This window comes from Paenibacillus physcomitrellae (assembly GCF_002240225.1).
Taxonomy (GTDB): domain Bacteria; phylum Bacillota; class Bacilli; order Paenibacillales; family Paenibacillaceae; genus Fontibacillus; species Fontibacillus physcomitrellae.
In genome coordinates this window covers 266,347-290,834 of the sequence record NZ_CP022584.1, presented here as the reverse complement: position 1 = coordinate 290,834, position 24,488 = coordinate 266,347, and the positions used below count along the sequence as shown (strand labels likewise).

Here is a 24,488-nt window from a genome sequence, read left to right as displayed (position 1 = left end):
ATACCAAGGCATTCATTCGCTGTTATTCACACGACCGTAATTCACCCGGTCAGCCGTGCTCGGGCTCCTCATCCAGCAGGGAAGCTTCCACCATATTGACGAACTGGCGGAGTTTGTTGGCTACGGAGCGGGATATACTGCCTTTCTCATACATGGTCTGTACCTCATCCCGCTCCGCCTGCACCGCTTTCATTCTCAGCTCTTTCTTATAGGCCTTGACTTGCGGCGATTCAGCCGCCTCCCTGGAAGAACTGAGGCGGTAGATCATTTCCTTATAGCGCGTGATGACTCCCGTGGAGATCATCCGGTTCTCCGCGCACAGATTATTGGAGATCGCCTGGATGGCCGCCTGGCAGGTTTTGAGCTTGGCCTCTTTGTATTCCTCCAGCTTGTCTTTCTCCCGCGTGACCGCGGAAGGCCGGAACAGCTTGTTGAACAGCCGGCGGAAGATGAGCCGCAAGAAGGAAAACCTCATGCTGAACTTCCTGCGGGTAGTCAGCATGTATTCCATTTCATCGATCATATCAAAAAATTTGGAAGCGACCTGCTCGGCAATTTCTCCCCGTGAAAGGAGCAATTCAATCTCAGCTCTTTCCGCTTTGATCCCAAGCAGCCGAATCTCGCATTCCGTTTCCTGGTATAGATCAATATCACTGGCGACAAGCGACTGCATCTCACGGATTTCCTGATTGTAATAGGAGATAAGCTCCATAGCCGCCCTTTGGTTGCTGGGAGTCATCTCTTCTTTCGTCACCGAGATGGCTTTCTGCAGCAGAGCCACCCGGGCCGTAAGCTCCTGCTGTTTCTCTGCCTGTTCGTCCTCCGCATTTGGGTCTCGGGACAAGAGCGGCAGCACAATGCTGGCTGTCAGCAGGGAGAACAAAATAACTCCGGCAGCGATAAAGATGATCAGGTTCCGTTCTGGAAATGAAGCACCGTTTCCAAGCATAAAAGGAATAGAAAATGCACCGGCCAGCGTAACCGTTCCCCTCACACCAGACAGTGAGATTAGCAGCGACGTTTTGAAGCGGTGACTGTCCAGTTCGCTCTGTTCCTGCTGATCCCCGTTCCCCACGCGCCAGAACAGATATACCCACACAAAGCGCAGAGCAAGGAGAAGCAAGGAAATCTGGACAATATAACCCAGCACCCGGCCGTTGCTGAAGTTAGGATCATTAAATATGACCCGGCCCACATCGGGCAGCTGCAAACCAAGAATGACAAAAACAAGCCCGTTCAGCAGAAATAAAATGACCGACCAGGTGCTGTCCGAGGTAATCCGAAGCCGGTAATGGGGCGAGCTGATCCGGTCCGTGTCAATCGAATGAACAAGGCCAGCCGCCACGACAGCAAGAATACCGGAAACCCCAATCTCTTCGGCGATCAGGTAAATTAGAAACGGGGTCAGAATCTGCACCAGCATCAGCAAGGTCACATCTTCCATACCCAAGCTGCGGATCCAGCCCTGCAGGCGGTAGATCAGCAGCGCCAAAACTGCACCGATAAGCAAACCGCCGATCGCAATCAGGAAAAAGCTGAGCGTCGCATCGACGAGCGAAAATACGCCGGTTACAGCCGCCGCTACCGCGAATTTGAAAGCGACAAGGCCTGAGGCATCATTCATCAGCGACTCGCCCTCCAGTAGACGCAGGATTCTTCTAGGCAGCTTGATTCTGCTGGCGATCGAGCTGACTGCCACCGCATCGGTCGGCGACAGGATTGCGGCCAGCGCAAACGCCGCTGCAAGCGGAATGGACGGAATGCGGAAATGGATAAAATATCCGGCTACCACCACCGTTGCGAAGACGAGGCCCAAAGCCATGAGCAGAATCGGGGCGCGCAGGCTCCACAGCTCGTCGCGCGGCGTTTTTTTCCCATCGTTATAAAGCAGCGGTGCGATAAACAGGACAAAAAACAGTTCCGGATTCAGCGGAAGATGAATATGGGGCGGAATAATGCTGATCACAGCGCCTAACGCAATCTGAAACAAAGGCACCGGCACAAATGGCGCAAACCGGTTTAACAGATTCGACAAGCCGATCAGCCCCAATAAAATCAGGACGCTAAAAAATATTTCCATGGGACGGATTGGCTCCTCCTTGTTCTCATTTGGAAAGATTTCTCCTTCCATTATATCCACTTCATGCAAAATGAATAGGAATGACTGCTAAATTTACTCCTTCGTGGAACCCGCCAACAAAGCCGGGTTAACCTCTTCTGCTAGATGCCCAAACTGGGCAGCATGCAGACGGCTGTACAAACCTCCCGCCTGCAGCAGCTCTTCATGGGTCCCCTGCTCTGATATGCCGTCCGGCGTCACCACAACGATGCGGTCGGCATGTTTGATCGTCGCCAGCCGGTGAGCGATCACAAGCGTTGTCCGGCCTTCCGAAAGCTCCATCAGCGACTGCTGAATGGCGGCTTCCGTCTCCGTATCGAGCGCCGAGGTCGCCTCATCCAGAATTAGAATCGGCGGATTCTTGAGGAACATACGGGCGATGGACAAGCGCTGCTTCTGTCCGCCGGACAGCTTCACGCCGCGTTCACCGATCACGGTATCCAGCCCCTCCGGCAGATCGCGCAGCATGTCTTCCAGGCGGGCATGACGCGCCGCTGCCCAAATATCCTCTTCGGAGGCTCCAAGCCGGCCGTAAGCGATATTTTCCCGGATCGTCCCGGAGAACAGGAACACATCCTGCTGAACGATCCCGATCTGCTCGCGCAGCGAATTCAGCTTCATCTGACGAATATCCTTGCCATCGATAGTGATTCTTCCGCTGTCCGCTTCATAGAAACGCGGGAGCAGGCTGCACAGCGTCGTTTTACCGGAGCCTGACGGGCCGACAAAAGCAACAGTTTCGCCGGGACGGATGGCGAGCGTAATATTGCTAATCACCGCTTCTTTGCCTTCATAACCGAAGGATACATTCTCATACCGGATGTCCCCGCTCAGCTTCCCGGCTTCCACGGCGTCAGGAGCGTCAGCAATATCCGGCTCGGTGTCCATGATTTCTACGTAACGTTTAAACCCGGCGATCCCTTTCGGGTACGTTTCGACAACGGCATTAATCTTCTCGATCGGCCGGAAGAAAATGTTCGACAGGAGCAGGAAGCCGATAAATTCCCCGTAAGTCAGCTCCTTGCGGATCACGAACCAGGCACCGCAGATCAGGACAAACAGCGAGACTAGGCGCATCAGCATATAACTGATCGACGTATTGAAAGCCATAATTTTGTACGAAATCAGCTTGGTTAACCGGAACTGGCGGTTGTTCTCGGCGAACAGCTTCATTTCATGCTGCTCATTGGCGAAGGCCTGCACAACGCGAATCCCGCCCACATTATCTTCAAGGCGCGAGTTGAAATTGGCAATATCCGAGTACATGCGCCGGAAGGCTCCAGTCATCTTTTTGTTGAAATACAGCGCCAGCACGATGATAAACGGCACGATGATGAAGGTCAGCACGGCCAGCTTCCAGTTGATCGACACCATCAGCAGGAATGCGCCGATCAGCGTCATAAGCGCGATGAACATATCTTCGGGGCCATGGTGAGCCACCTCGCCGATCTCCATCAGGTCGCTGGTAAAACGGGTCAGCAGATGACCGGTTTTATTGTTATCGAAGAACCGAAAGGACAGCTTCTGCAGGTGCCCGAACAGGTTCCGCCGCATATCCGTTTCAATGTTGATGCCAAGCATATGGCCCCAATACGTAACGATGTACTGCATAAAGGCGTTCAGCACGTAAATGGCGAGCAGGCCCAGACAGGCCCAGAAGATTAGACTCCAGTCGCCGCTTGGCAGCAGCTTGTCGACCACCTTGTTAACAGCAACCGGGAATCCGAGCTCCAGCAGACCGGCAATGACGGCACAGCCGAAATCGAGCAGAAACAGCTTCTTGTAAGGTTTGTAATAAGAAAAAAATCGCCGCAATAATTGCATGTCTATCTCCTTTATTTCGGAAAAATTTCAAAAAAAGAAAGCCAAGCCGTCCGGTCCCTTGGCGGAACGGGCGGCTTGGTTATCGAAAACTCAACTTCCCTATGCTTTGGCTTTGGCCAGCAAATAAAGAAAATAAGGGGCACCGATGACAGCAACCACGATGCCGGTCGGCACCTCGCCGGTATGCATCACCGAGCGGCCAATCGTATCGCCAGTCAGCACCAGCAGAGCACCTAGCAGCGCCGACACCGGCAGCAGATATTTATGGTTCGGGCCCACAAGCCTTCTGGCCAAATGAGGACCGATCAATCCCACAAAGCTGATGGCACCGCCCGACGCAACGCTCGCCGCAGCCAGTCCAACGGCCGCGGCAAGCAGGCCTAATCGATCCCTGTCCAGATTCGCGCCCAGACCAAGCGCCGTCTTGTCCCCCAGCACAAGCACATTCAGCACGCGGGCTTTGTAGATCACAAAAGGGACGAGAATGAGAATCCACGGCAGCAGCGCTAACACGTAGTTCCATGTAGTTCCACTGATGCTGCCGGCCAGCCAGATGTATACCGATTGGTATTTCTCCGGCGTGAGCCGGACGGCCAGAACAATCATCGCCGCGCTGATGCCCGCGGCAATCCCGATACCGTTCAGCACCAAGCTTGACGGAGAGAGCCCTTCGGACTTTTTAAAGGCCAAACCGTAGATCAGCACAGCGGTAAGCCCGGCTCCGACCAGCGCACACAGCGGCATCATAAAGGCGGTGCCCAGAGTGACCACCGGGAAATAGGAAGCGTACAGCATAATCGCCAGACCCGAACCGGCATTAATCCCGAGAATACCAGGTTCAGCCAGCGGATTACGGGTTAAGCCCTGCATCACGGCACCTGATACTGCAAGTCCCGCCCCGATCAGCAGCGCGATAACAATTCGGGGCAGTCGAAGCGTAAATAAGACAAGGTGCTGCCGGGCGTCACCGCCTCCAAATAATGTCTTGACGACATCCTGCGGCGTCATCCGAACCGCGCCCAGGTTCATACTCAGCAGAAACACCGCAAGGATCAGGATAACCAGAATCAGCGCGGTCCAGATCGTCTTTCTTGATCTTTGGGCTAAATGACCGTAAGGAGACATTTTCATCGGATTCCCCGCCCTCCTTTCCGGACGAGGTACAGGAAATACGGCACGCCGATTAAGGCGATCAACCCGCCGACCGGCACTTCCTGCAGCGGGTTGATGACCCGCGCGCCTATATCCGCTACTACAATCAGCAAAGCGCCGAACAGGCCTGAGCATGGAATCACCCAGCGGTAATCGACACCAACCAAATAACGTACGATATGCGGAATCAGCAGGCCAAGAAAACCGATTGCTCCAACCGCGGAAACGGCCGCACCGGCGAGCACCAGCACAACCAGCGTGCCGCCCAGGCGGATCAGCCCGTTCCGCTGCCCGAGACCCGAAGAAACTTCATCCCCCAAGCTCAATACCGTAATGGAACGGGATAGGCACATCGCTCCAATCAAAGCGGCAGCGACCCAAGGGAACATAATTTTGACCTGGGTCCAATGAATGCCCGCCAACCCGCCGGCATACCAGAAGGCAAGATCCTGTCCGATTTTGAAATACACGGCAATCCCTTCAGCCAAAGCCGACAGCAGCGCACTGACGGCAGCGCCCGAAAGGGCGAGTCTCATCGGCGTCAGCCCTGATTTGGACAAGGAACCGATTCCGAACACAAGACCTGCCCCGATCCCCGCGCCAACGAAGGAATATAAAATCAAAGTCATATAGGACATATTGGGGAAGAAGGCAAACATAGCCGCGAGCACAAACCCCGCCCCTGCATTTAATCCCAGCAAACCCGGATCGGCAATCGGGTTGCGGGTCATCCCCTGCATGACCGCGCCAGAAACAGACAACCCCGCTCCGACCAGAACGCCGGCCAGCGCCCTTGGCAGCCTGACTTCCCGGATGACCTGATGATCCGTCACATCCGGGTTAAAGTGAAACAATGCCTGCCAGACGGTCCCTAGCGGAATGGAAATCGAGCCAACCGAAATCGAGACCAGCAGTGCCAGCACAAGCAGCCCCGCTCCACCGATTAGAATGGTAACCGCCGCAAGCGGACGGCCTTTCGGTTTATGTTCCTGCGGGGTGCCTTCAGGCGCCGCCGTACTTGATGAGGTTGCTTCCATCATCCATCTGCTCCTATCTTCCTTGCTGTCAATCTATGTAAGTATGACAAGCTATTTAAACCATATAGCTTTCATTTTATTGATAATCATTCTCAGCGTCAATCTTTTTTGCAGCCACAACCTGAAAGCGGCGCCTTAAAGTCAGGTACTGACCCTTAAGGCGCCTTTCTTTTTCAGGCTTATAAGCGGAACTTGTTAGGAACTGCTGGATCGGCCTGCTCCGTTATTTACCATTCCGCCGCACCGGGTTAAGTCTCCAGATTTCGGATGCATACTCGCGGATCGTGCAGTCACTGGAGAATTTACCGGAGTGGGCGATGTTCAGTATGGCTTTCTTCTGCCAGTCAGGTTTGTTGCGGTAAGCCAGATCGACCTTTAAGTGGGCTTCAACATAACCAGAGAAATCCTTCAGCACAAAATATTCATCATTATGATCCAGAATCGACTGATAAATATCCTGGAATTCGTTGGCTTGGGAGCAAATCAGTCCCGGCGTAATCAATTGGTCCATGACCTCATGAATCCGTGAATCGCTGTTGTACATATCCCAGGCCGAGTAACCCCCGCACTGATAGAAATTCTGCACCTGTTCGGCGTTCAGGCCAAAGATAAACATATTGTCGCCGCCAAGCATTTCATGCATTTCCACGTTGGCCCCGTCCATGGTGCCGACCGTCAATGCTCCGTTCATCATAAATTTCATGTTGCCGGTACCAGAGGCCTCTTTGCTGGCCGTTGAAATTTGTTCGCTGACATCGGCGGCCGGGATGATCTTTTCGGCGAGAGAGACAGAGTAATTTTCCAAGAAAATCACCTTCAGCACCTCGTTAACCGCCTTATCCCCGTTGATACGGGCAGCAACTGTGTTGATCAGCTTAATGATCCGTTTGGCCAGATAATAGCTTGGCGCGGCTTTGGCCCCGAAGACGAAGGTGCGCGGCACAATGTCCATCTGGGGATTTTCCTTAAGCTGATTGTATAAATGGAGGATATGGAATACGTTCAGCAGCTGGCGTTTGTATGCATGAAGCCGTTTGACCTGAATATCAAACAAGGAATCCGGATTGACTACAATTCCCTGCTTATCCAGAATGTACTGAGCGAGCCTCTCTTTATTCCGGCTTTTCACTTTGGCGACTTCGTCCTGAAACCTGCTGTCCTCGCAGCATTTAATGAGACTGTTCAGCTCCTGCGGATGTTTGATCCACCTTGTGCCAATACAATCATTCACCAGCGCCGCCAAGCCAGGGTTCGCGTACAGCAGCCAGCGCCGATGCGTAATCCCGTTGGTTTTGTTATTAAAACGTTCCGGATACAGTTCATAGAAATCCTTCATCTCGCGTTTCTTCAAAATCTCCGTGTGCAGCGCAGCTACACCATTGATCGAGTGCCCGCCGTGAATGGCGAGATGAGCCATCCGGATCTGATTATTTTCCGCAACCGCCATCCGGGATACCCGCTCGGGCTGATCGGGATAACGTTCGCTCAACTGGATCCGGAAACGGCGGTCGATTTCCTCAATAATCATATAGATGCGCGGAAGCAGCTCCTTGACCATCTGCTGCGGCCATTTCTCCAGCGCTTCGCTTAAAATCGTATGGTTGGTGTAGCCTACCACCTGGTTTGTAATGTCCCAAGCTTCATCCCAGCCAAACCCGTTATCGTCAATCAAGAGCCGCATCAGTTCCGGAATGACCAGGGTCGGGTGGGTATCGTTGATTTGGATGGCTACCTTCTTCGGAAGCTCCGTCAGCGGCAGATTCAGCTTCCCAAACGTGCGAAGCACACTCTGTACCCCGGCGGAGCATAAGAAATACTGCTGTTTTAGGCGCAGAAGCTTGCCTTCATAATGCGAATCGTCCGGATACAGGAACTCGGAGATGGATTCCACGGAGCGGCTGTAATCCAGATAACGATAATAACTGCCTTCCTGCCCGTAAGGCTGGCGGAACGGGTCCATCATCGATTCCGCGCTCCAAAGCCTGAGCGTATTAATAGGAGAGTGCCCGAAGCCAATAATCGGCACATCGTAAGGGACCGCCCGCACCGCTTCATATTGAACCGTCTCGAAGATAAGGCGTCCCTGCACCTCCCGGGTTACGACATTCCCCCAGAAACGCACCTCCACCTGCTTATCCGGCCGGCGGACCTCCCATTCATTGCCTTTCTGCAGCCAATAGTCGGGCAGCTCCACCTGGTTGCCGTCCAGAATCTTCTGTTCAAACAAGCCGTATTTATACCGGATGCCCGTGCCATGCCCGGCATATTGCAGAGAAGCCAGCGAGTCGAGGAAGCAGGCGGCCAGCCGGCCGAGCCCGCCGTTCCCGAGTCCCGCGTCGCTTTCCTGCTCTTCCACTTCTTCAAAAGGGTACCCCAGCTCCGCCAGACCTTCCTTCACCAGGTTTAGAACGCCAAGATTCAGCAGGTTGTTTCCAAGCAGTCTGCCGATCAGGAATTCCATGGAGAAATAGTAAACCTGCTTCTCCTTTTGCTCCTTGTAGGTGGTGTTGGTCTCGGCCCAGTCTCGGCCGATCTGTTCACGGATCATGCCGCTGAGGATTTTGTAGACATCAGACTCCGTTGCTTCTTCCAGCGTGACTCCGAGCTTGTCGACCAACTGCTTAGTAAACGCATGTTTAAACGTTTCCTTGTCTTTGAACAAAATAATTTCCTCCTGACTAGCGCGCGTCCTTTAGATTTGGCTGCTCTTCGCAATAACAAACGGTTTCCTGGAATCGCCCACCAGCGTTACGCCGCCGGACAAGCGGACATCTTTATCCATGATCACGTTCTCGATTACTGCGTTCTCTTCAATGACGCATTTTTGCATCAGAATGGAGTTTGAAATGCGGGCTCCCTTGCCAACCTGAACACCGCGGAAGAGGATGCTATTCTCTACCTGGCCTGCTATGGTGCAGCCGTTGGCTACCAGCGAATTTTTAACGTCCGCGTTCTCCAGATATTTGGCCGGAACCTCGTATTTGATTTTGGTACGGATCGGATTTTCCCGGAACAGGTCTTCGTAGTTCTCTCTGCACAGCAGCTCCATGCTGTTGGCGAAGTAGCTTTCGACCGAGTTAATGACAGCATGATAGCCGTTATACTTGTAGGCGCCGATCTTCAAACGGTCCCGGTTCTCCTGAATGGCGTCCTGGAAGAAATGGTTCTTACCGTGTGCGATGCAGTCCTTGACCAGCTCTAAATATTTATATTTGTCCATGATAAACATTTCCATGTACAGATTCGGATGATCCAGCTCTTTATGGATATCCGTCACCCGGCCCTGCTCATCCACATCCATCCGCAGGCAGGCTTCATGCTCGGGACGAAGCTCCGCAACCGGCTTATAGATGAGAGTAATGTCCGCGCCGCTGTCCATATGCTGCTTGTAGACCTCACGCAGATTGACTTTACTGATATGCCGGCTTCCGGAATGAATCATATGACTGCCCGAACTGCGGTAGAAGAAATCCAGATTATTGTGAACATGCTGCAGGTCCCCCTGCGAAATATCCGTCGGGTCGTTCCAGTCCGGAGGCAGAATAAACAATCCGCCGTGATTACGGTCCAAGTCCCAGGACTTGCCCTCCCCTAAATGGTCCATAAGTGAGCGGTATTTCCGGCGGACAAACAAAGCAATATCGACGATCCCCGCATTGGTCATGTTGGACAGCACGAAATCGATCAGCCGGTAACGTCCGGCGAAAGGAACAGCGGCGCCGCAGCGGAAATAAGTCAATTCATTCAACTGGTCCAGTTCATCGTCCAAATTAATGACGCCTATCAATTCTTTCATCGTTTCATCGCCTCCCTTTCGCTTTCCGGGCTGGCTATAAAGTCATCGGCGTGGACAAGCACAATGTCGACGGAATCCTCGGAGCCGATCACGGTTCCGTCCGGGATGACCATACTTTCGTTCACAATCGCTCTATAGATTCGGACGCCCCGCCCGATCTTCACTTTCGGATGGATAACGGAGTCCTTGATCACACTGCCTTCCCCCACTTCAACGCCAAAAAATAAAATGGAATGGTTGACTTCGCCGTGAACAACGCAGCCTTCATTGATCATGCAGTTGCTGAGCTTGGCGTCCGGAGCGATAAATTCCGCCGGCTGATTAGGACTTTTTGTGTAAATACGCCAGGAAGGATCATTCAGATTCAGCTCGGGTTCCTCGCACAGCAAATCCATGTTGGCGCTCCACAAGCTTTGGATCGTACCCACGTCCTTCCAATATCCGCTGAACGGATAGGCGTACAGCTTCTTGTTGTTTGCCAGCAGGAGCGGAATAATGTCCTTCCCGAAATCATACGAGGACGTCTCCGTCTTTTTGTCTTCGATCAGGAAACGCTTCAGCACCTCCCACTTGAACAAATAGATGCCCATAGACGCCAGCGTGCTTTTGGGCGCACTTGGTTTCTCTTCAAACTCATAGATGCTTAAATCATCGTTCGTATTCAAAATGCCAAACCGCGTCGCTTCCTGGACGGTTACATCAATAACGGAAATCGTGCAGTCCGAGTCTTTCTCTTTGTGAAAATGCAGCATTTCATTGTAATCCATTTTATAGATATGGTCGCCGGACAGGACAAGCACATGTTCAGGGTCAAACTGCTCGATAAAATTCATATTCCGATAAATGGCGTCTGCCGTTCCCTGATACCAGCTGCTGCCGTTCTCCCTTTCATGTGGAGGCAAAACGTATACACCACCGCCTCTTCGATCCAGGTCCCAGTCGCTGCCTACCCCAATATAGGAGTGCAGGACAAGCGGCTCATATTGAGTCAGAACACCAACGGTGTCGATGCCTGAGTGGGTACAGTTGCTGAGCGGGAAATCTATGATCCGGTATGTGCCGCCAAAATAAACAGCCGGCTTGGCGAGGGATTTAGTCAGCCCCTTCAGGCGTTTCCCCTGTCCGCCGGCTAACAGCATGGCTACGACTTCTTTTTTCATCCTGTCTGCCTCCTCCAGTTTCTTCATACATTCGGAATTCTTCCATGGATGGAAACCGCAAATTTGCCGGTTTGTTTGGTTGTCAAGGATACCCTCTTCTACATTACTGGAGAGCCTTATGTTCGGAATGGTCGATACTCATGTTTAACCTGTGTGAAGTTTCGTTAATCGCTGACTAACAAATCGAGAGGCAAAATCGGCTGGTCCAAAAAAGAGAATGCTAGAATGGAAAGTCATATTCGGCTTGATGCGCAAATACAATAGATAGAGGACAAGAACTTCTAAAAGCGTAATCGGAGTGTGAATAATGAATGCTGCTGCGGTTTTGAAACGGGTTTCCCTGATCCTCCCTTTCTCTTTGTTCTTGGCCTGCCTGGTTGTCATGGCGCCCAAATTGAGCGCCTTGGCTGGAAGCGCCGGTTTGGCCACTTTTAAAAATCATTTCCTCGGTATATTTCTCGAAGCGGTGCCCTTTATCCTTTTTGGAGCACTCGTTTCTTCTATGATTCATCTTATCATGCCTGAGGATTTCCTGGCACGCAAATGGCCGAAAAACCCCGTAGCAGGTATTGCTATGGCCTGTCTGCTTGGGGCGCTGTTCCCCGTTTGTGAATGCGGTATGATTCCACTTGTAAGAAGGCTTGTGCAAAAAGGCATGCCGGCTTATGTGGCCACCGTCTTTCTGCTGTCCGGGCCGATCGTGAATCCGATCGTATTTGGCGCAACTGCCCTTGCATTTCAGGGGCATCCGGAAATGGTCTACGCCCGGCTTGGCATTGCCCTGTTCGTTTCGGCGGCGGCCGGCTTCATCCTGTACCTGACAGTGCGGAGAAACCCGCTTCGTCACACGCTTGCTGACAGCTCCGGACATGAACATATCGAAGTGAAATGGTTCGGCGGCGGCCACTCGCTCAAGACCCGGATTGCCGCTTTGTTCCAGCATGCTTCGGATGATTTTCTTGATGCGGGCAAATACCTTATTATCGGCTGCCTGATCACGGCCGCCCTGCAAACCTTCGTCTCCCGCGATGCACTGGCCGCTTACAGCAGCGGACCTGCGGCTTCCTATGCCTTTATGATGGGCCTGGGTTTTATCTTATCGCTTTGCTCCACCTCGGATGCCTTTGTAGCCTCTACCTTTATGCATACATTCTCACATGGCGCCCTGCTGTCCTTCCTGGTGCTGGGACCTATGCTGGATTTCAAGAACATGCTGATGCTGCTGTCCGCCTTTAAAACCAAATTTGTTATCGGTCTGATGCTGATCGTTCCTCCCCTGGTGCTGGCCGGCTGTCTGCTTACGGACCGGTTCCTGATTTCTTAATTCATTTATGCCGGAAGGAGGTTTGTTATGAACATTTCCCCTTCGTCCAGGCTGCATTATGGATTGCAGGCGGCCCTTATGTTCGCTTTAGCTCTCTATATCGGCAGCCTGGTCAAAACCAATGCTCTGCATTACTATCTGGCCCCCCGGATGGAAAAATGGATGCTGCTCTGCCCGATTCTGCTCGGGCTTATGGCAGTATTTACGGCCTACCGGGCCATTGCTCCGGATGACGATCCGGTCTGCGGCTGCAGCCATGAGGTGCCCAAATCGTTGTTCAAAAGAATGACCATTTATGTGTTGTTCCTGCTGCCGGTCGCTTTCGGCGCCTTGATGCCCAACCGTGCCCTTGGCAGCGCGGCTGCGTCTACCAAAGGCTTCTCGCTGACCTCCCCGCTTCAGGAGGAGCATGTCAGCAAAGAGAAAGCCGCACTAAGGCCGGCGGCAGAAGAAGCGCCGCAAGAGGCGGGGTCCGGGGCGGGGTCCGGAGCCGGGGCTGGATCTTCAAATCAGGCGGTCAGACCTGCGAAGGTCTTTACGGCGCCCGATGAATATAACGAAGAATTCGCCTGGCTTGCGACTCTTCTTTATGCAAAGCCGATCATCAACGTGACACCGGATATCTATTCGGAAACCATTGGAGCGATAGAACTGTATAAAGAGGATTTTATCGGCAAATCCATTTCACTGACCGGCTTTGTGTATAAAGACACTGCACTCGAGCAGCCAGCCGGAGAATTTGCCGTTGGACGGTTCCTCGTTTTATGCTGCACGGCCGACGCTCTTCCTTTTGGCGTTCTGGTCAAGTCCCCGCAGAATGCTGTTTCGTTCAACAAGGACACCTGGGTAAAGGTGACCGGAAAAATCAATGTCGAGACGGTCGGCGGCCAGCAGGTATTAAAAATTGATGCCGCGCAAATAAACGCCACCGCGCAGCCTTCGGTTCCTTACGTATATCCGAATGCTGATTCCGTTGCTGCCTTTGAGCAGGATCAAAACGGCAACAAATAAAACCGCTGTAGCGTCGAACCTGAAAAGCCCCCTGCTTCCGGTTTCACCCGAAGCCACGGGGGCAGATTTTATTTTTCACGGTGGATGCCTCTATTCTAGTGTTCGGTTCCTTCCGGCCCGCTTTGTTTCATTCCAGTCTGTTTCATCGCGTCCTGTTCCTCGCGGGACAATCGGCGTGCTTCAATCCACTTCAGTTGTCCGCGTTCCATCTCCTTAACGGTAAACAAGTAATTGCGGGAACGAAGACTGCCCCCGGTTACAATATCGTATTTCCGGGTCAGCATCCATCCGCCGAGCGTGTGCGCTTCACCGGGTTCAAGCCCGGCATGCAGCCGGTTATTGATTTCATGCAGCGGGGTTTTGGGATGGATCCGGTATAAGCCCTCTTCAAGCTCGATGATCTCATCTGCCTGATCGGCCGAATAAGGCTCGTCCCCGATCTCGCCGATAATGCTTTCGATGATATCCTCAATGGTCACGATACCCGTCGTACCGCCGAATTCATCCTGCAGCACCGCCATCTTGATGCCTTCTTTCTGCATCTTCAGCAGCAAATTCTGGGCTCTGATCGTGTCGATCACGTGAATGACAGGTTTCGTGAATTGGCCGACCATCTCTGAACCGTCCGACTTCCTGCGGATAAAACTTCCGAGCAGCTCGCGTGTATCCACGATCCCTACAATCCGATCCTTGTCATGGTCGAGCGTAACCGGATAATAGGCAAAACGGGAGCTTTCCTCATTTTTCAGAAAATCCGCCAGCCGCGTATCCCGAGGAACCGACTTGATCTCTGTTCTCGGAACCATAATGCCCTGCACGGCCAATTTGTCCAGCTCAAATATATTGTTCAGATAACGGTATTCAAAGGGATTGATCTGACCGCTTTTGTAGCCCTCGGACAAGGCCAGCCGCAGCTCCGCTTCCGTCTGCACCGTTTCATGCTGTCCGGCCGGCTTCACGCCAAACCATCCGGTGATCAGGCGGGAAGAACGGCTCAGAAACCAGTTGATCGGATAAGTCAATCTATAAAAAACAATAAGCGGCCGGCTGAAAAACATCGCCATCGGCTCCGCCATCTGAATCGCAAACGATTTCGGCACAAGCTCGCCGACCACGACTTCAAAGAACGTCAGCAGCATGAACGCAATCAGAAAGGAAATCACGGATTCGATCGAAGCCGGCACGTGCAGCAGCTCGAATACCGGAGCAAGCAAATGCTCAATGGTTGACTCCCCAAGCCAACCTAAAGCCAGCGCTGTCAACGTATTGCCGAGCTGGCAGGCCGACAGGTATTCGTCCAGTTTGCTCAGAATGCTCTGCACGGCCGCCGCCTTCTTGTTTCCCGCCGCTGCCAGCTGGTCGATCCGGGATATACGCACCCGGATTACCGAATATTCGGATGCCACAAAAAAGGCCGTACATAAAATCAGCAAAATAACCACAATCAGTTTAACAATGTCCATTTAAACTCCTCCCAGGCCTTAAAAAACGGTTCCTGCTCAGGCCCGGAGAAACACCTCCCGTCTGACCATCTTCTGTTTCCTGGTTCCCTGTTTCTGGTTCCTGTTTCCTCATATGTTCTATACATTACCCGCTTATTGACTGTTAACCCCCATATCGTCTGGGGAAAACATGTCTAAAAATGCTGGTTGTGCTTCGGCAGAGACTATAGTAACATTTACATAGTTTTGCCAGCATAGACCAATTCAGCTTTTAGTAGACCGGGGGACCTGAACGAATGCGACCAATTTTTAGCCGGCTTAAGGGGAACAGCCGAGGATCTCTGGCTTTCGAGCCGCTTTTTCTGATTCCTTACAGCATGTTTACCACCTATGCCACCTTGTATATGTATGAGCTTGGGTTAACGGAAACCGCCATCGGATGGATCACGAGTATCGGGCTGGTGGTACAAGTATTCTCCTCTTTGATCAGCGGATATTTAACGGATCGAATGGGCAGGAAGCGGGCGATTTTGTATTTCGATCTGCTCAGCTGGACGCTGGCCACTTTATTATGGGCCGTCTCGCATAACGTCTGGCTGTTTGTGGCCGCCGCTCTTCTTAACGGATTTCAGCGAGTGCCGAACACCGCATTCTATTGCCTGATCGTTGAAGACTCCAAGCCGTCCGAGCGAACTTACGTCTTTACGCTGCTGCAAATCATCGGCGTGATCGGAGGATTGTTTGCCCCGCTGGGCGGACTGCTCGTCGCCCACTACGGACTGGTGAGCGGCGTACGGATCATGTATGTGCTAGCCTGCGTCATGATGACGATCCAATTTATCGGCCGCCATTTGACGACGCGGGAAACGGAAATCGGTCTTCGGAAGATGAAGGAAACCCGGGAGCTCGGGTTCAAAGAAATTTTGGCGGATTACTGGGGCTCGATCGGAGAAATGCTGCGCAGCAGAAGCCTGCTGCTGATCTTTGGGGTGTACATCCTGTTTAACTTTCAGGCCACGCTGAAAACGACCTATCTGTCCTTATATCTCGCAGATTATTTACATATGGGAAGCGGAATGATTTCATTGTTTCCGGCTGTGTCCTCGGCGATAATGCTGCTGGCCTTATGGCTGATCATGCCGAAGATTTCATCCTCCGCAGAGACTCGGGCCATGACCGCAGGCTTCTGGTTGTCCGTGGTATCCAATGTGATGCTGGTGCTTTATCCAACCGGCAATTTGGTCTGGGTGGGAGCCAGTACGGTGCTTTCGGCAGTGGGACTTATGATCAGCTCGCCTTATCTGGAAGCGGCCGTCCAGAATGCAATTGATGATGAAAAGAGAGCCAAAATGTTCTCGATGCTCTCTGTGTTTATTTTGCTGCTCACCTCGCCGGCCGGCATTATTGGAGGTTGGGCTTACACAATCGACCCGCGCATCCCGCTCTGGCTGGTAAGCGCCGCTTTTGCAGGCTCAGCCCTGCTGATTCTTCTGTACCGAAGAAGAAAAAGCTTGGAGACGGCAGATCCTGCCGTGTAAAAGAATAACCGTCCGGATGACTCCGGACGGTTTTCTTTTTCTATTCCACTACCCGCAGCCCGACGATGATCAAATCTCTTTCAATCCCGTCCATGTTCGCCACCTTTGGCAAATGGCCCCAGGTTTCGAAGCCGAACTTGCGAAGCAGCCGCAGACTTGGCTCGTTATGGCCGAACACGAAGCCGAGCAGGGTATGTACGCCGATCTCCGGACATTTGTTGATTGCATGACGTACAAGAATACTGCCAAGTCCCTTTGAACGGTATTCTTCAGCAATATAAATGCTGATCTCCGCCGTGCCCAGATAAGCCGGTCTTCCATAGAAAGACTGGAAGCTGAGCCACGCCGCGATTTGTCCGTCAATTGTAAGTACCCATAAAGGACGGAGTTCCGGACTGTGCTGCTCGAACCAGGAAATCCGGCTTTCCGTCGTGATCATCTCCAGATCAGCTGTGACCTGACGCCCCGCAATCGTGGAATTGTAAATCTCGACAATTCTTCCCAAGTCGCCGAGCTCGGCGTCTTTGATTTCATAAATAAGATCTGACATGCTGTTTCTCCTCCGCTTCATCCCGCAAGGAAGGCACGATGCCTCCCGACCGCTGCTGCACTGCTATAAATATCATCAATATACCATAAAACGACATTCAGCAAAACGGCATTCTTCACCCGCAAAAAGTTTGTCCCGTCCTCCCCCGGGTAATAATAAATGTGCACCGAAACTTCAAAGGAGGAGTTCCAAATGACTACTCAAGATCCAAATGAGTTGCTCAAGCACAAGCAGGAATTAAATCAGCAGAAACAAGAATTTGCCAATTTCGCCAGGTCCGTTTCAGAAGGCGGCGAAGTGGAGGCCGGACAAGAGTTCAGCACCGACCGTCAGGATGATGATCAGAACCGGATGAAGAGTGTAGAGAACCGCAGAACCTGATAGCGAATCTGAGGCTGATAAGCAATCAAACAATAGCCGGGCCGCATTTTTTTGCGGCTTCCGGCTTTTTGTTTGATACTTATTTGGTACTGCACCTGTTCTTTAGCTGCCTGCTTATCCGTGCTCCAGCTTGCGCAGCGTTTTGTTGATCCAAACCGCGGCAATCGCCCCGTCTCCCATGGCAGCCGTAACGAGCTCGGAGTGTACCCCCAGATCGCCGGCGGTCCAGACGTGCTCCACATTCGTCATTTTGGAACGGGGATTAGCCTCCACATGACGATTGTGATGGAGTTCTACCCCAAGCTGCTCTGCCAGCTCCGAATGGACATGGTTGCCGCCAAAAGCGATGAACCCCCGCTCGGCTTCCACCAAGGAGCCATCTTCCAGCATGGCGCCCTGGATGTATCCGTCATTTTCATGAATAATCTCTGTCACTTCCTGCTCCATGTAACGAATACCGGCTTGATGCATCAGACGGTGTTTCTCTTCATCCACATGGGCTTTCTCATGATTAATGTAGATCAGGCTTCTGGCCCGTTCAGCCATGAGCAGCGCCATGTTGGCGCCAGGATTGCCCGATCCGATAACCAGCGTGTTCCGGTCCTGAATTTCATAGCCGTCACAATCCGGGCATACATACACGCTGCGCCCGAAGGTTGGCTCCAGCCCCGGGATGTCCGGATAACGGTCCGACAGCCCGGTGGCCAGCAGTACAGTACGGCATTCATAACGGCTGCCTGAAGCTCCGGTGAATCGGAAGCCCTCATTGGCCTTCTCGGCCTGCACAATCCGGTCCTCCGTAAATTCAACCCCGAAAGACTCGGCCTGCCGTCTGCCCCTGCTCCGCAGCTCCTCCCCGGAGATTCCTTCCGGGAAGCCGAGCAGATTATGGTATTCCCGGCATAACGTTGAACGGCCTGTTCCGGCATCAACCACAAGGATGCGGTGGACAGAATAGCGGCCCAGCTGAATAGCCGCCTGCAGCCCTGCCATACCTCCCCCTATGATCAAACAATCATAAATCATGTCTCTCCTCACTCCTGTATCCGGCATTCATTTCTATCCTCATACTTTAAACTTATAGACTCGGGCCTCATAGGGACGGAGCTTCAGCTTGTCGATAGACTCACCCGGCTGCGGCTGGTAATTGGAAATTAGCAGCTCCAGCTCCTTGCCCCGAATATCGTCCGGCAGTTCACAGACAGGCTCCTCGTCAAAGAAGTTCAGCAGCACGAGTAGTCCATCCTCCTCAAGCGTCCGGGTGTAAGCGTAAATTTCCGGATGCAGCGGCAGCAAAAGCTTGTATTCGCCATAAACAATCACTTTATGTTCTTTACGCAGGGCAATCAGCTTGCGGTAGTAATGATAGATCGAATCCGGATCTTTAACGGCCTTGGCTACATTGATATCCTTATAATTGCCATTCACCTTGATCCAAGGTGTGCCGGTCGTAAATCCGCCATGTTCGCTGTCATCCCACTGCATCGGCGTTCTTGCGTTATCGCGGCTCTTTCGTTTGATCTTCTGCAGCAGCTCTTCTTCAGGCATGCCCTCCAGCATTCTTTCCTGATAGAAATTGAGGGTTTCGACATCCCTATAGTCCTCAATGGAAGTAAAATCAGCATTGGTCATGCCGATTTCTTCACCCTGGTAAATATACGGCGTGCCTTCAAGCGTATGGATAAATGTCGCCAGCATTTTAGCCGATTCCACCCGGTATTTCCCGTCGTTGCCAAAGCGGCTGACCGATCTGGGCTGGTCATGGTTATTTAGATAGTTGGCATTCCAGCCTCTATTATGAAGGACGGTCTGCCAAAGACTCATGACTTTCTTCAAGTCGAGCAGGTTCCAGGGTTTATAATCCCATTTCCCGCTCCCGGCCGACATGGCGTCCAGAAACATATGTTCAAACTGAAAAACCATATTGAGCTCCCGCCTGGTATCCCCCACGTAATCGAGCGCCTGCTCCGGTCCAAGACCCGAGGTTTCGCCAACCGTCATAATATCGTAGAAATAGAGCACCTTATCATTCAGGTTCTGCAGCAGTGTGTGTACTTTCTCCAGATTGGAGAAAAGCTCGTAGGCCCGCACCGTTTTGGTATTGTATGGATTAGAGGCATCTGGAAAGCCTTGCGCTTTGACGATATGGGCAATAGCGTCAAACCGGAAGCCGTCCACCCCTTTTTTCAGCCACCAATGCACCATGTTGTGCAGCTCGTCGATGACCGTCTCATTCTCCCAGTTCAGGTCCGGCTGGTGTTTAGAATACAGATGCAGATAATATTCGTCCGTTTTCGCGTCGTATTCCCAGACCGATCCGCTGAAATACGATTCCCAGTTGTTTGGGGGACCGTCGTTCTTCCCTTTGCGCCAAATATAATAATCCCGTTTGGGATTGTCCTTGGACAAAGCCGATTCCAGAAACCAGGGATGTTCATCAGAGGTATGGTTCAGAACCAGGTCCATCATAAGTTTCATGCCGCGCGCATGAATTTCTCGCAGCATCCGGTCGAAGTCCTCCATGGTGCCAAACTCTTTCATAATGTCGCAGTAATCGCTTATATCATAGCCATTATCATGGTTGGGCGATTTATAAATCGGGCATACCCAGATTACATCCACGCCGAGATCTTTCAAATAGTCCAATTTGGACGTAATGCCGCGCAGATCACCTATGCCGTCCCCGTTGGTATCCCGGAAGCTGACCGGATAAATTTGATACACAACACTTTCCTTCCACCAACGCTCCTTCAAGTCTTCCGCCTCCTTCCAGCCGCGAAACGCCAAATGCATTTGGATTCAACCTAATGAGTTAAGATTCTCATCCTTCTTTATTTTTAACCAGATCTCGGAAACCTAATAACGATATAAAAAAAGACCTGCGGAATCCCCGAACATTTCGGGTTTCCGCAGGCCGCCTGAGCCGCTGCAAATTTTAATTTTAGATTAAATTTTAAATGCAGACTCTGTTTCGCGCAGATTACTCATAAGCAGTTTAACTTGATCGGACAATTTCTTGATTTCATTGATTTGATTCAGCTGCTCTGTTACATTGTCCGAGGAAACATGAGCTTTCTCGGAAGCTGCGCGGGCAATTCTGGAGGTTTCGGAGATCGCAGCAGCCGTCTCTTCGGTTCCCGCAGAAATCTGCTGGGACGCTGAAGAAACCTCCTGAATATGTGCGGTGACCTCTTCAATTTTCCCTAAAATATGTTTGAAAATAACACCGGCTTCTTCCGTCTGCCGGATTCCGTCCACTACCTCGCTGTTTACAGCTTCCATCGAGGTCAGAGAAGATACGGAATCGTCACGGATGGATTGAACAAGCTCGGAAATCTCATGCGTGGAATTTTCGGTTTGTTCAGCCAGCTTGCGAATTTCATCGGCTACGACCCCGAATCCCCGGCCAGCATCACCTGCTCTGGCAGCTTCAATGGCCGCATTTAACGCCAGCAAATTGGTTTGCGCCGAAATTTCGTTAATCAATTTCACCATTTCTTCGATTTTTTCCGTTTTGCCTGTCAGGGAGTGAAGGGCGTTGTTCAGCATTTGAACGGTTTGTTCAATCCGCTTCATCTGCTCCACATTTTGCTGCAGCGACTCGTCCCCTTTATTGGCCAGCTGGCTCGTCTCTTGGCTGGTGTCAGCCACACGAAGCGAGGAGTCGGCGATCCGCAGGACGCCGGATGCCATTTCTTCCATAGCTTCAGCATTATCCTGAGCTAGACCAAGCTGCATATCGCTGCCTGCAGAAAGCTCCTTGACATTCGTAGAGATTTCAAGCGCAGCCGTTTCGGTTGTTTCTGCACTCTCGACCAGGCGATTCACCGCCAGGCTGACCTGAGCAGTTCCGAATCGGACGTTACCGATCAAATAGCGGAGACTGTCTGTCATCTTCGTAAAGGATTGGAACAGCATGCCGATTTCGTCTTTCCTGTGGTTTGCCGGTATGTCAGCCAGCAGATTTCCTTCAGAAATTTCATGGGCCACGCCCATAACCTGTCGAATCGGTTTGGATACAAGCCACTTAACAAGGAAAAAGAGAAGGATGCCGAAAATAACGAGAACGACTACACCTATTAAAATGGTGTCCGCTAATAGGTCATTAGCGGATTTAAACTCTTTTTCTAAAGAAAAGAGAACCTGGATGACATACGCCGACGTTTCGCCAATATGTATCGGGGCAATTAGTTCCAATTCTTTTGATTTAAAGTTTTGAATCTGCTCATCTGCTTTCGCCGCATTCAGAACCTCCGGCGGGATTGGGGTGCCCAGCATGGATTGCTCTTTGGCAGCAATAACTTTACCGTCTTCCGAAGCTTCATAAATTAACATGGATTCAATGTCAGGCTGCATTCTAAGCTGTTCCAGAATGTAAGGCTGAAGCATAGCAGACTGGCTGCTGTCACTGATTAACGCATCCAGAGTACGGATAACCGTTTCAGCTCGTTCCAGACTTTCATCCATAATCAGCGACCGGTCCTGCCGGTGGACCGCTGTGCTCAAGACAGTGACCATTACAATAAACATGATTAAAAGAATCAATAGTATTTTACGAGGAAGACTCCAGAAAGGAAGCTTGACACGGCTTGAAGCAGAAGGACTTTCTAAAGTTGTGGAAATCGATTTCACGCTCATTTCTCTTGTTCTCCTTTCGTATTTTGCGGATCTGGAATACTAATGATGACTTCTGTCCCCTTCCCCGAAGAGGAATGCAATTCAATACCATAATGGGGACCATAATAAAGCTTCAAGCGTTCATCTACATTTCGGATGCCCACGCCGCCCAGCCTGGAACTACCTGAAATCTGTCCAAGCCGGGCTGGATCGAATCCTGCCCCGTCGTCTTTGACGATGAACTCGATTCTGCCATCTTCCGTCTTTCCGCACCGGATTTCTATCTTACCAGGGCCGCTCATTTCCCTGATCCCATGATATAACGCATTTTCTGCTAAAGGCTGAAGAATAATTTTAGGGATTGTGATTTCTTTCACCGACGAATCACTGCTGATATCATACGAAAGCTTGTCTCCGTATCGTTCCTTCTGAATGAACAGGTACTGCGATACATGGGCCAACTCTTTCTCAATGGTGGTAAATTCACTGCCCCCGCTCAAGGACAATTGAAAAAATTCCGCCAAGGCTTTAGTTGTAGCGATGACCCTGTCCGTGTCCTGAAATTCAGCCATCCAAACGATCGTGTCCAGCGTATTATAAAGAAAATGCGGATTGATTTGACTGTGCAGGACGCTCAGCTCATGCAGCCGCAAAGCCTGCTCTTTGGCTTCCTTATCTTTGAGCAGCTGCCTGATTTCCTGAACCATCACATTAAAATGGCGGGCCAGCCCCTGCACTTCCGTGACCCCCGTTTCAGGGACACTGATCGTCAAAAGGCCGCCCTGCACCTGCTGCATGGCAGACTCCAGCCTCCGGACAGGACGAGTAATTCCCTTGGCAATCCATGGGGACGTAAGGAGAATTAAGACCAGCAAAGCAGCAGCTACCGTTAGAAAAGTCCGCTGCAGCTGGATTCGGACTTGCCGAAGTCCGTCCAAGGAGCTCACGCCTACCAAAGTCCAGTCTGTTCCTTCCAGTCTGGTTTGATAAACCAGCCTGTTTTGTTCTTTATCGTAGCCCTGCGGCCCCTCCTTCAAGGCAATTAACTGCTGCCTCTTGGCGGGGTCTGTATAGTAGGAAACATCCTTGTTATAAACAACTTCATTTTGATCGTTGAGAATATAGACATAACCTTCGCTTCCAAGATTCAGCTTGTTCAGATAATCCTCAAACCCTTTATATTCAACATCCAATAGAACAACGCCCAGGTTTCGGCCTGAGTCGTCACGGATTTCCTGGCTCATAGAGATCACCCAATCCGTTTTGTTCATCGAAAAATTCTGCATCCGTGCGGAAGTCAAAGCAGGCACCCTGCTTTGAACGGCTGCTGCATACCATGGTTCTTTCATCATATTGGAAGATCGCGTCATATTCAAACTTTTTTCGTTAGAAAGCACATAACCATCTTTGCCGATGACAATAACCGATTTGATAAAAGGATCGGTTTCCCTTACATTTTCAATGGAAGTCAGCACATCATGCTCCCCGGTTTTGTCCTTGGAAGCCAGTGTCCGTTTGGTCTGCGGGCTATCAGCCAGCGTCTTGGCAAGCACTTCCAGGCGGTCGAGATACATGACGATATAGGTCCCGCCTTTAGAAATGGCCATTTGGCTGGAATCTACCGATTCCTGCAGCACAACGCGAGAAATGCCCGCATACAGCACTGCCCCGGTAACCCCTATGCCGAGAATGCTGATCAGGATATAAATCCAGGAGATACGAAATTGAAGCGAGCGCACAAAGAGCTTCATCCTTCTTTAATCCTTTCGCGATATTGAAGCGGCGACATGCCAAACTTCTTCTTAAACGAGGAGCTGAAATAGTTGGGATTGTCAAAGCCAACCTCTTCGGAGATTTCGTAAATTTTTTTGTTTGATGTCAGAAGCTGGAGCTTGGCGCGCTCCAGCCTCTCATGGGCAATATAATCCTGAAAAGATACATTATAAAGTCTTTTAAACAGCGTGCTCATATACCCCGGGCTGTACCCGATCTGTTCCGAGAGCATCGTTAATGAAAACTCCGGGTTGGCTAAATGCTCCCCTATTGCTTGTGCTATCAGCTTCTTCTCGCCGGCCGGTTCTGCTTCTTCCTGCTGGCCGCCGTTAGATTGGAGTTCCTTCAGAAGAGCCAGAACTTCTGCCTGCTGGACTTCATCCTTGAATTTCTGCACCAATTTACCTAATACTTCAAAAACATCGCCACGCGAAACCGGCTTAAGCACGTAATCATCGACGCCCAATTTCAGCGCGGCTACCGCATAATCATAATAATCGTAGCCGGTAATGATCGCGATCTTGACCCCGGGTTTCCATTCTTTGATTTTCGCGGCAAAATCCAGTCCGTTCATCCGGGGCATATTAATGTCAAGGAGCACAAGATCCGGCTTGTGCTCCTGAAAAATTACCAGCCCCTCCTCCCCGTTCTCCGCCTCATAAATCTCGGCAATGTTTAATTCCTCGAACGGGACAAAACGTTTAATTCCGCTTCGGATAAGTTCTTCATCTTCCACGATCAGCAGTTTGTACATGCCCCAGCAG

Annotated in this window: 18 protein-coding genes; 4 read left to right on the top strand and 14 right to left on the bottom strand. The window is 51.4% G+C overall.

The annotated features are described in order from the left end of the window. Positions 1–49 precede the first annotated feature (49 nt). The 7 genes from CBE73_RS01340 to CBE73_RS01310 form a co-directional block, all read right to left on the bottom strand. Positions 50–2,080 carry a Na+/H+ antiporter gene (locus tag CBE73_RS01340; RefSeq protein WP_094096065.1) on the bottom strand — a complete coding sequence of 677 codons (2,031 nt, stop codon included), beginning with the start codon at positions 2,078–2,080 and terminating at the stop codon, positions 50–52. Positions 2,081–2,173: 93 nt separating this feature from the next. Beyond that, positions 2,174–3,943, bottom strand: a complete 1,770-nt coding sequence (locus CBE73_RS01335) for an ABC transporter ATP-binding protein (protein WP_094092660.1) — start codon at positions 3,941–3,943, stop codon at positions 2,174–2,176. Between the two features lie 99 nt (positions 3,944–4,042). Next, entirely contained in the window at positions 4,043–5,074 is a 1,032-nt protein-coding gene (locus CBE73_RS01330) for a FecCD family ABC transporter permease (protein ID WP_373286392.1), read from the bottom strand. Next, the gene (locus CBE73_RS01325) at positions 5,071–6,132 is read right to left on the bottom strand and encodes a FecCD family ABC transporter permease (RefSeq protein ID WP_094096063.1); all 1,062 of its coding nucleotides are present in this window, start codon (positions 6,130–6,132) and stop codon (positions 5,071–5,073) included. Before CBE73_RS01325 ends, CBE73_RS01330 begins: the two co-directional genes overlap by 4 nt. A gap of 223 nt (positions 6,133–6,355) precedes the next feature. Next, entirely contained in the window at positions 6,356–8,794 is a 2,439-nt protein-coding gene (locus CBE73_RS01320) for a glycogen/starch/alpha-glucan phosphorylase (protein WP_094092659.1), read from the bottom strand. 30 nt (positions 8,795–8,824) lie between these two features. After that, positions 8,825–9,928, bottom strand: a complete 1,104-nt coding sequence (gene glgD, locus CBE73_RS01315) for a glucose-1-phosphate adenylyltransferase subunit GlgD (RefSeq protein ID WP_094092658.1) — start codon at positions 9,926–9,928, stop codon at positions 8,825–8,827. Next, the gene (locus tag CBE73_RS01310; protein ID WP_094092657.1) at positions 9,925–11,088 is read right to left on the bottom strand and encodes a glucose-1-phosphate adenylyltransferase; all 1,164 of its coding nucleotides are present in this window, start codon (positions 11,086–11,088) and stop codon (positions 9,925–9,927) included. Before CBE73_RS01310 ends, glgD begins: the two co-directional genes overlap by 4 nt. Before the next feature lie 307 nt (positions 11,089–11,395). On the opposite strand from CBE73_RS01310, the gene CBE73_RS01305 reads away from it, so the two are divergent. Further along, entirely contained in the window at positions 11,396–12,412 is a 1,017-nt protein-coding gene (locus CBE73_RS01305; RefSeq protein WP_094092656.1) for a permease, read from the top strand. 27 nt (positions 12,413–12,439) lie between these two features. Further along, the gene (locus CBE73_RS01300) at positions 12,440–13,423 is read left to right on the top strand and encodes a TIGR03943 family putative permease subunit (RefSeq protein ID WP_094092655.1); all 984 of its coding nucleotides are present in this window, start codon (positions 12,440–12,442) and stop codon (positions 13,421–13,423) included. A gap of 95 nt (positions 13,424–13,518) precedes the next feature. Here the strand turns inward: CBE73_RS01300 and CBE73_RS01295 are convergent, their stop codons facing one another. Beyond that, the gene (locus CBE73_RS01295) at positions 13,519–14,886 is read right to left on the bottom strand and encodes a hemolysin family protein (protein WP_094092654.1); all 1,368 of its coding nucleotides are present in this window, start codon (positions 14,884–14,886) and stop codon (positions 13,519–13,521) included. Positions 14,887–15,161: 275 nt separating this feature from the next. Between CBE73_RS01295 and CBE73_RS01290 the strand changes: the two genes are divergently transcribed. Next, positions 15,162–16,403 (top strand): MFS transporter, encoded by a 1,242-nt coding sequence (locus CBE73_RS01290; RefSeq protein ID WP_094092653.1) that lies wholly within the window; start codon positions 15,162–15,164, stop codon positions 16,401–16,403. 40 nt (positions 16,404–16,443) lie between these two features. Here the strand turns inward: CBE73_RS01290 and CBE73_RS01285 are convergent, their stop codons facing one another. Then, a complete protein-coding gene (locus CBE73_RS01285; protein WP_094092652.1) occupies positions 16,444–16,953 on the bottom strand; it encodes a GNAT family N-acetyltransferase in 510 nt (169 codons plus the stop codon). A gap of 192 nt (positions 16,954–17,145) precedes the next feature. On the opposite strand from CBE73_RS01285, the gene CBE73_RS01280 reads away from it, so the two are divergent. Further along, positions 17,146–17,334, top strand: a complete 189-nt coding sequence (locus tag CBE73_RS01280) for a hypothetical protein (RefSeq protein ID WP_094092651.1) — start codon at positions 17,146–17,148, stop codon at positions 17,332–17,334. A 114-nt stretch (positions 17,335–17,448) separates the two neighbouring features. On the opposite strand, the gene CBE73_RS01275 is transcribed toward CBE73_RS01280, so the two are convergent. The 5 genes from CBE73_RS01275 to CBE73_RS01255 form a co-directional block, all read right to left on the bottom strand. Then, complete coding sequence (locus tag CBE73_RS01275) at positions 17,449–18,360, bottom strand: NAD(P)/FAD-dependent oxidoreductase (RefSeq protein WP_094092650.1); 912 nt, start codon at positions 18,358–18,360, stop codon at positions 17,449–17,451. 39 nt (positions 18,361–18,399) lie between these two features. After that, the gene (locus CBE73_RS01270) at positions 18,400–20,127 is read right to left on the bottom strand and encodes a glycoside hydrolase family 13 protein (protein WP_280522999.1); all 1,728 of its coding nucleotides are present in this window, start codon (positions 20,125–20,127) and stop codon (positions 18,400–18,402) included. A 153-nt stretch (positions 20,128–20,280) separates the two neighbouring features. Further along, positions 20,281–21,864 carry a methyl-accepting chemotaxis protein gene (locus CBE73_RS01265; protein WP_174704637.1) on the bottom strand — a complete coding sequence of 528 codons (1,584 nt, stop codon included), beginning with the start codon at positions 21,862–21,864 and terminating at the stop codon, positions 20,281–20,283. Between the two features lie 104 nt (positions 21,865–21,968). After that, entirely contained in the window at positions 21,969–23,702 is a 1,734-nt protein-coding gene (locus tag CBE73_RS01260) for a sensor histidine kinase (protein ID WP_094092648.1), read from the bottom strand. Next, complete coding sequence (locus CBE73_RS01255; protein WP_094092647.1) at positions 23,699–24,478, bottom strand: response regulator transcription factor; 780 nt, start codon at positions 24,476–24,478, stop codon at positions 23,699–23,701. The genes CBE73_RS01260 and CBE73_RS01255 overlap by 4 nt, the downstream gene beginning before the upstream one ends. Positions 24,479–24,488: the final 10 nt, after the last annotated feature.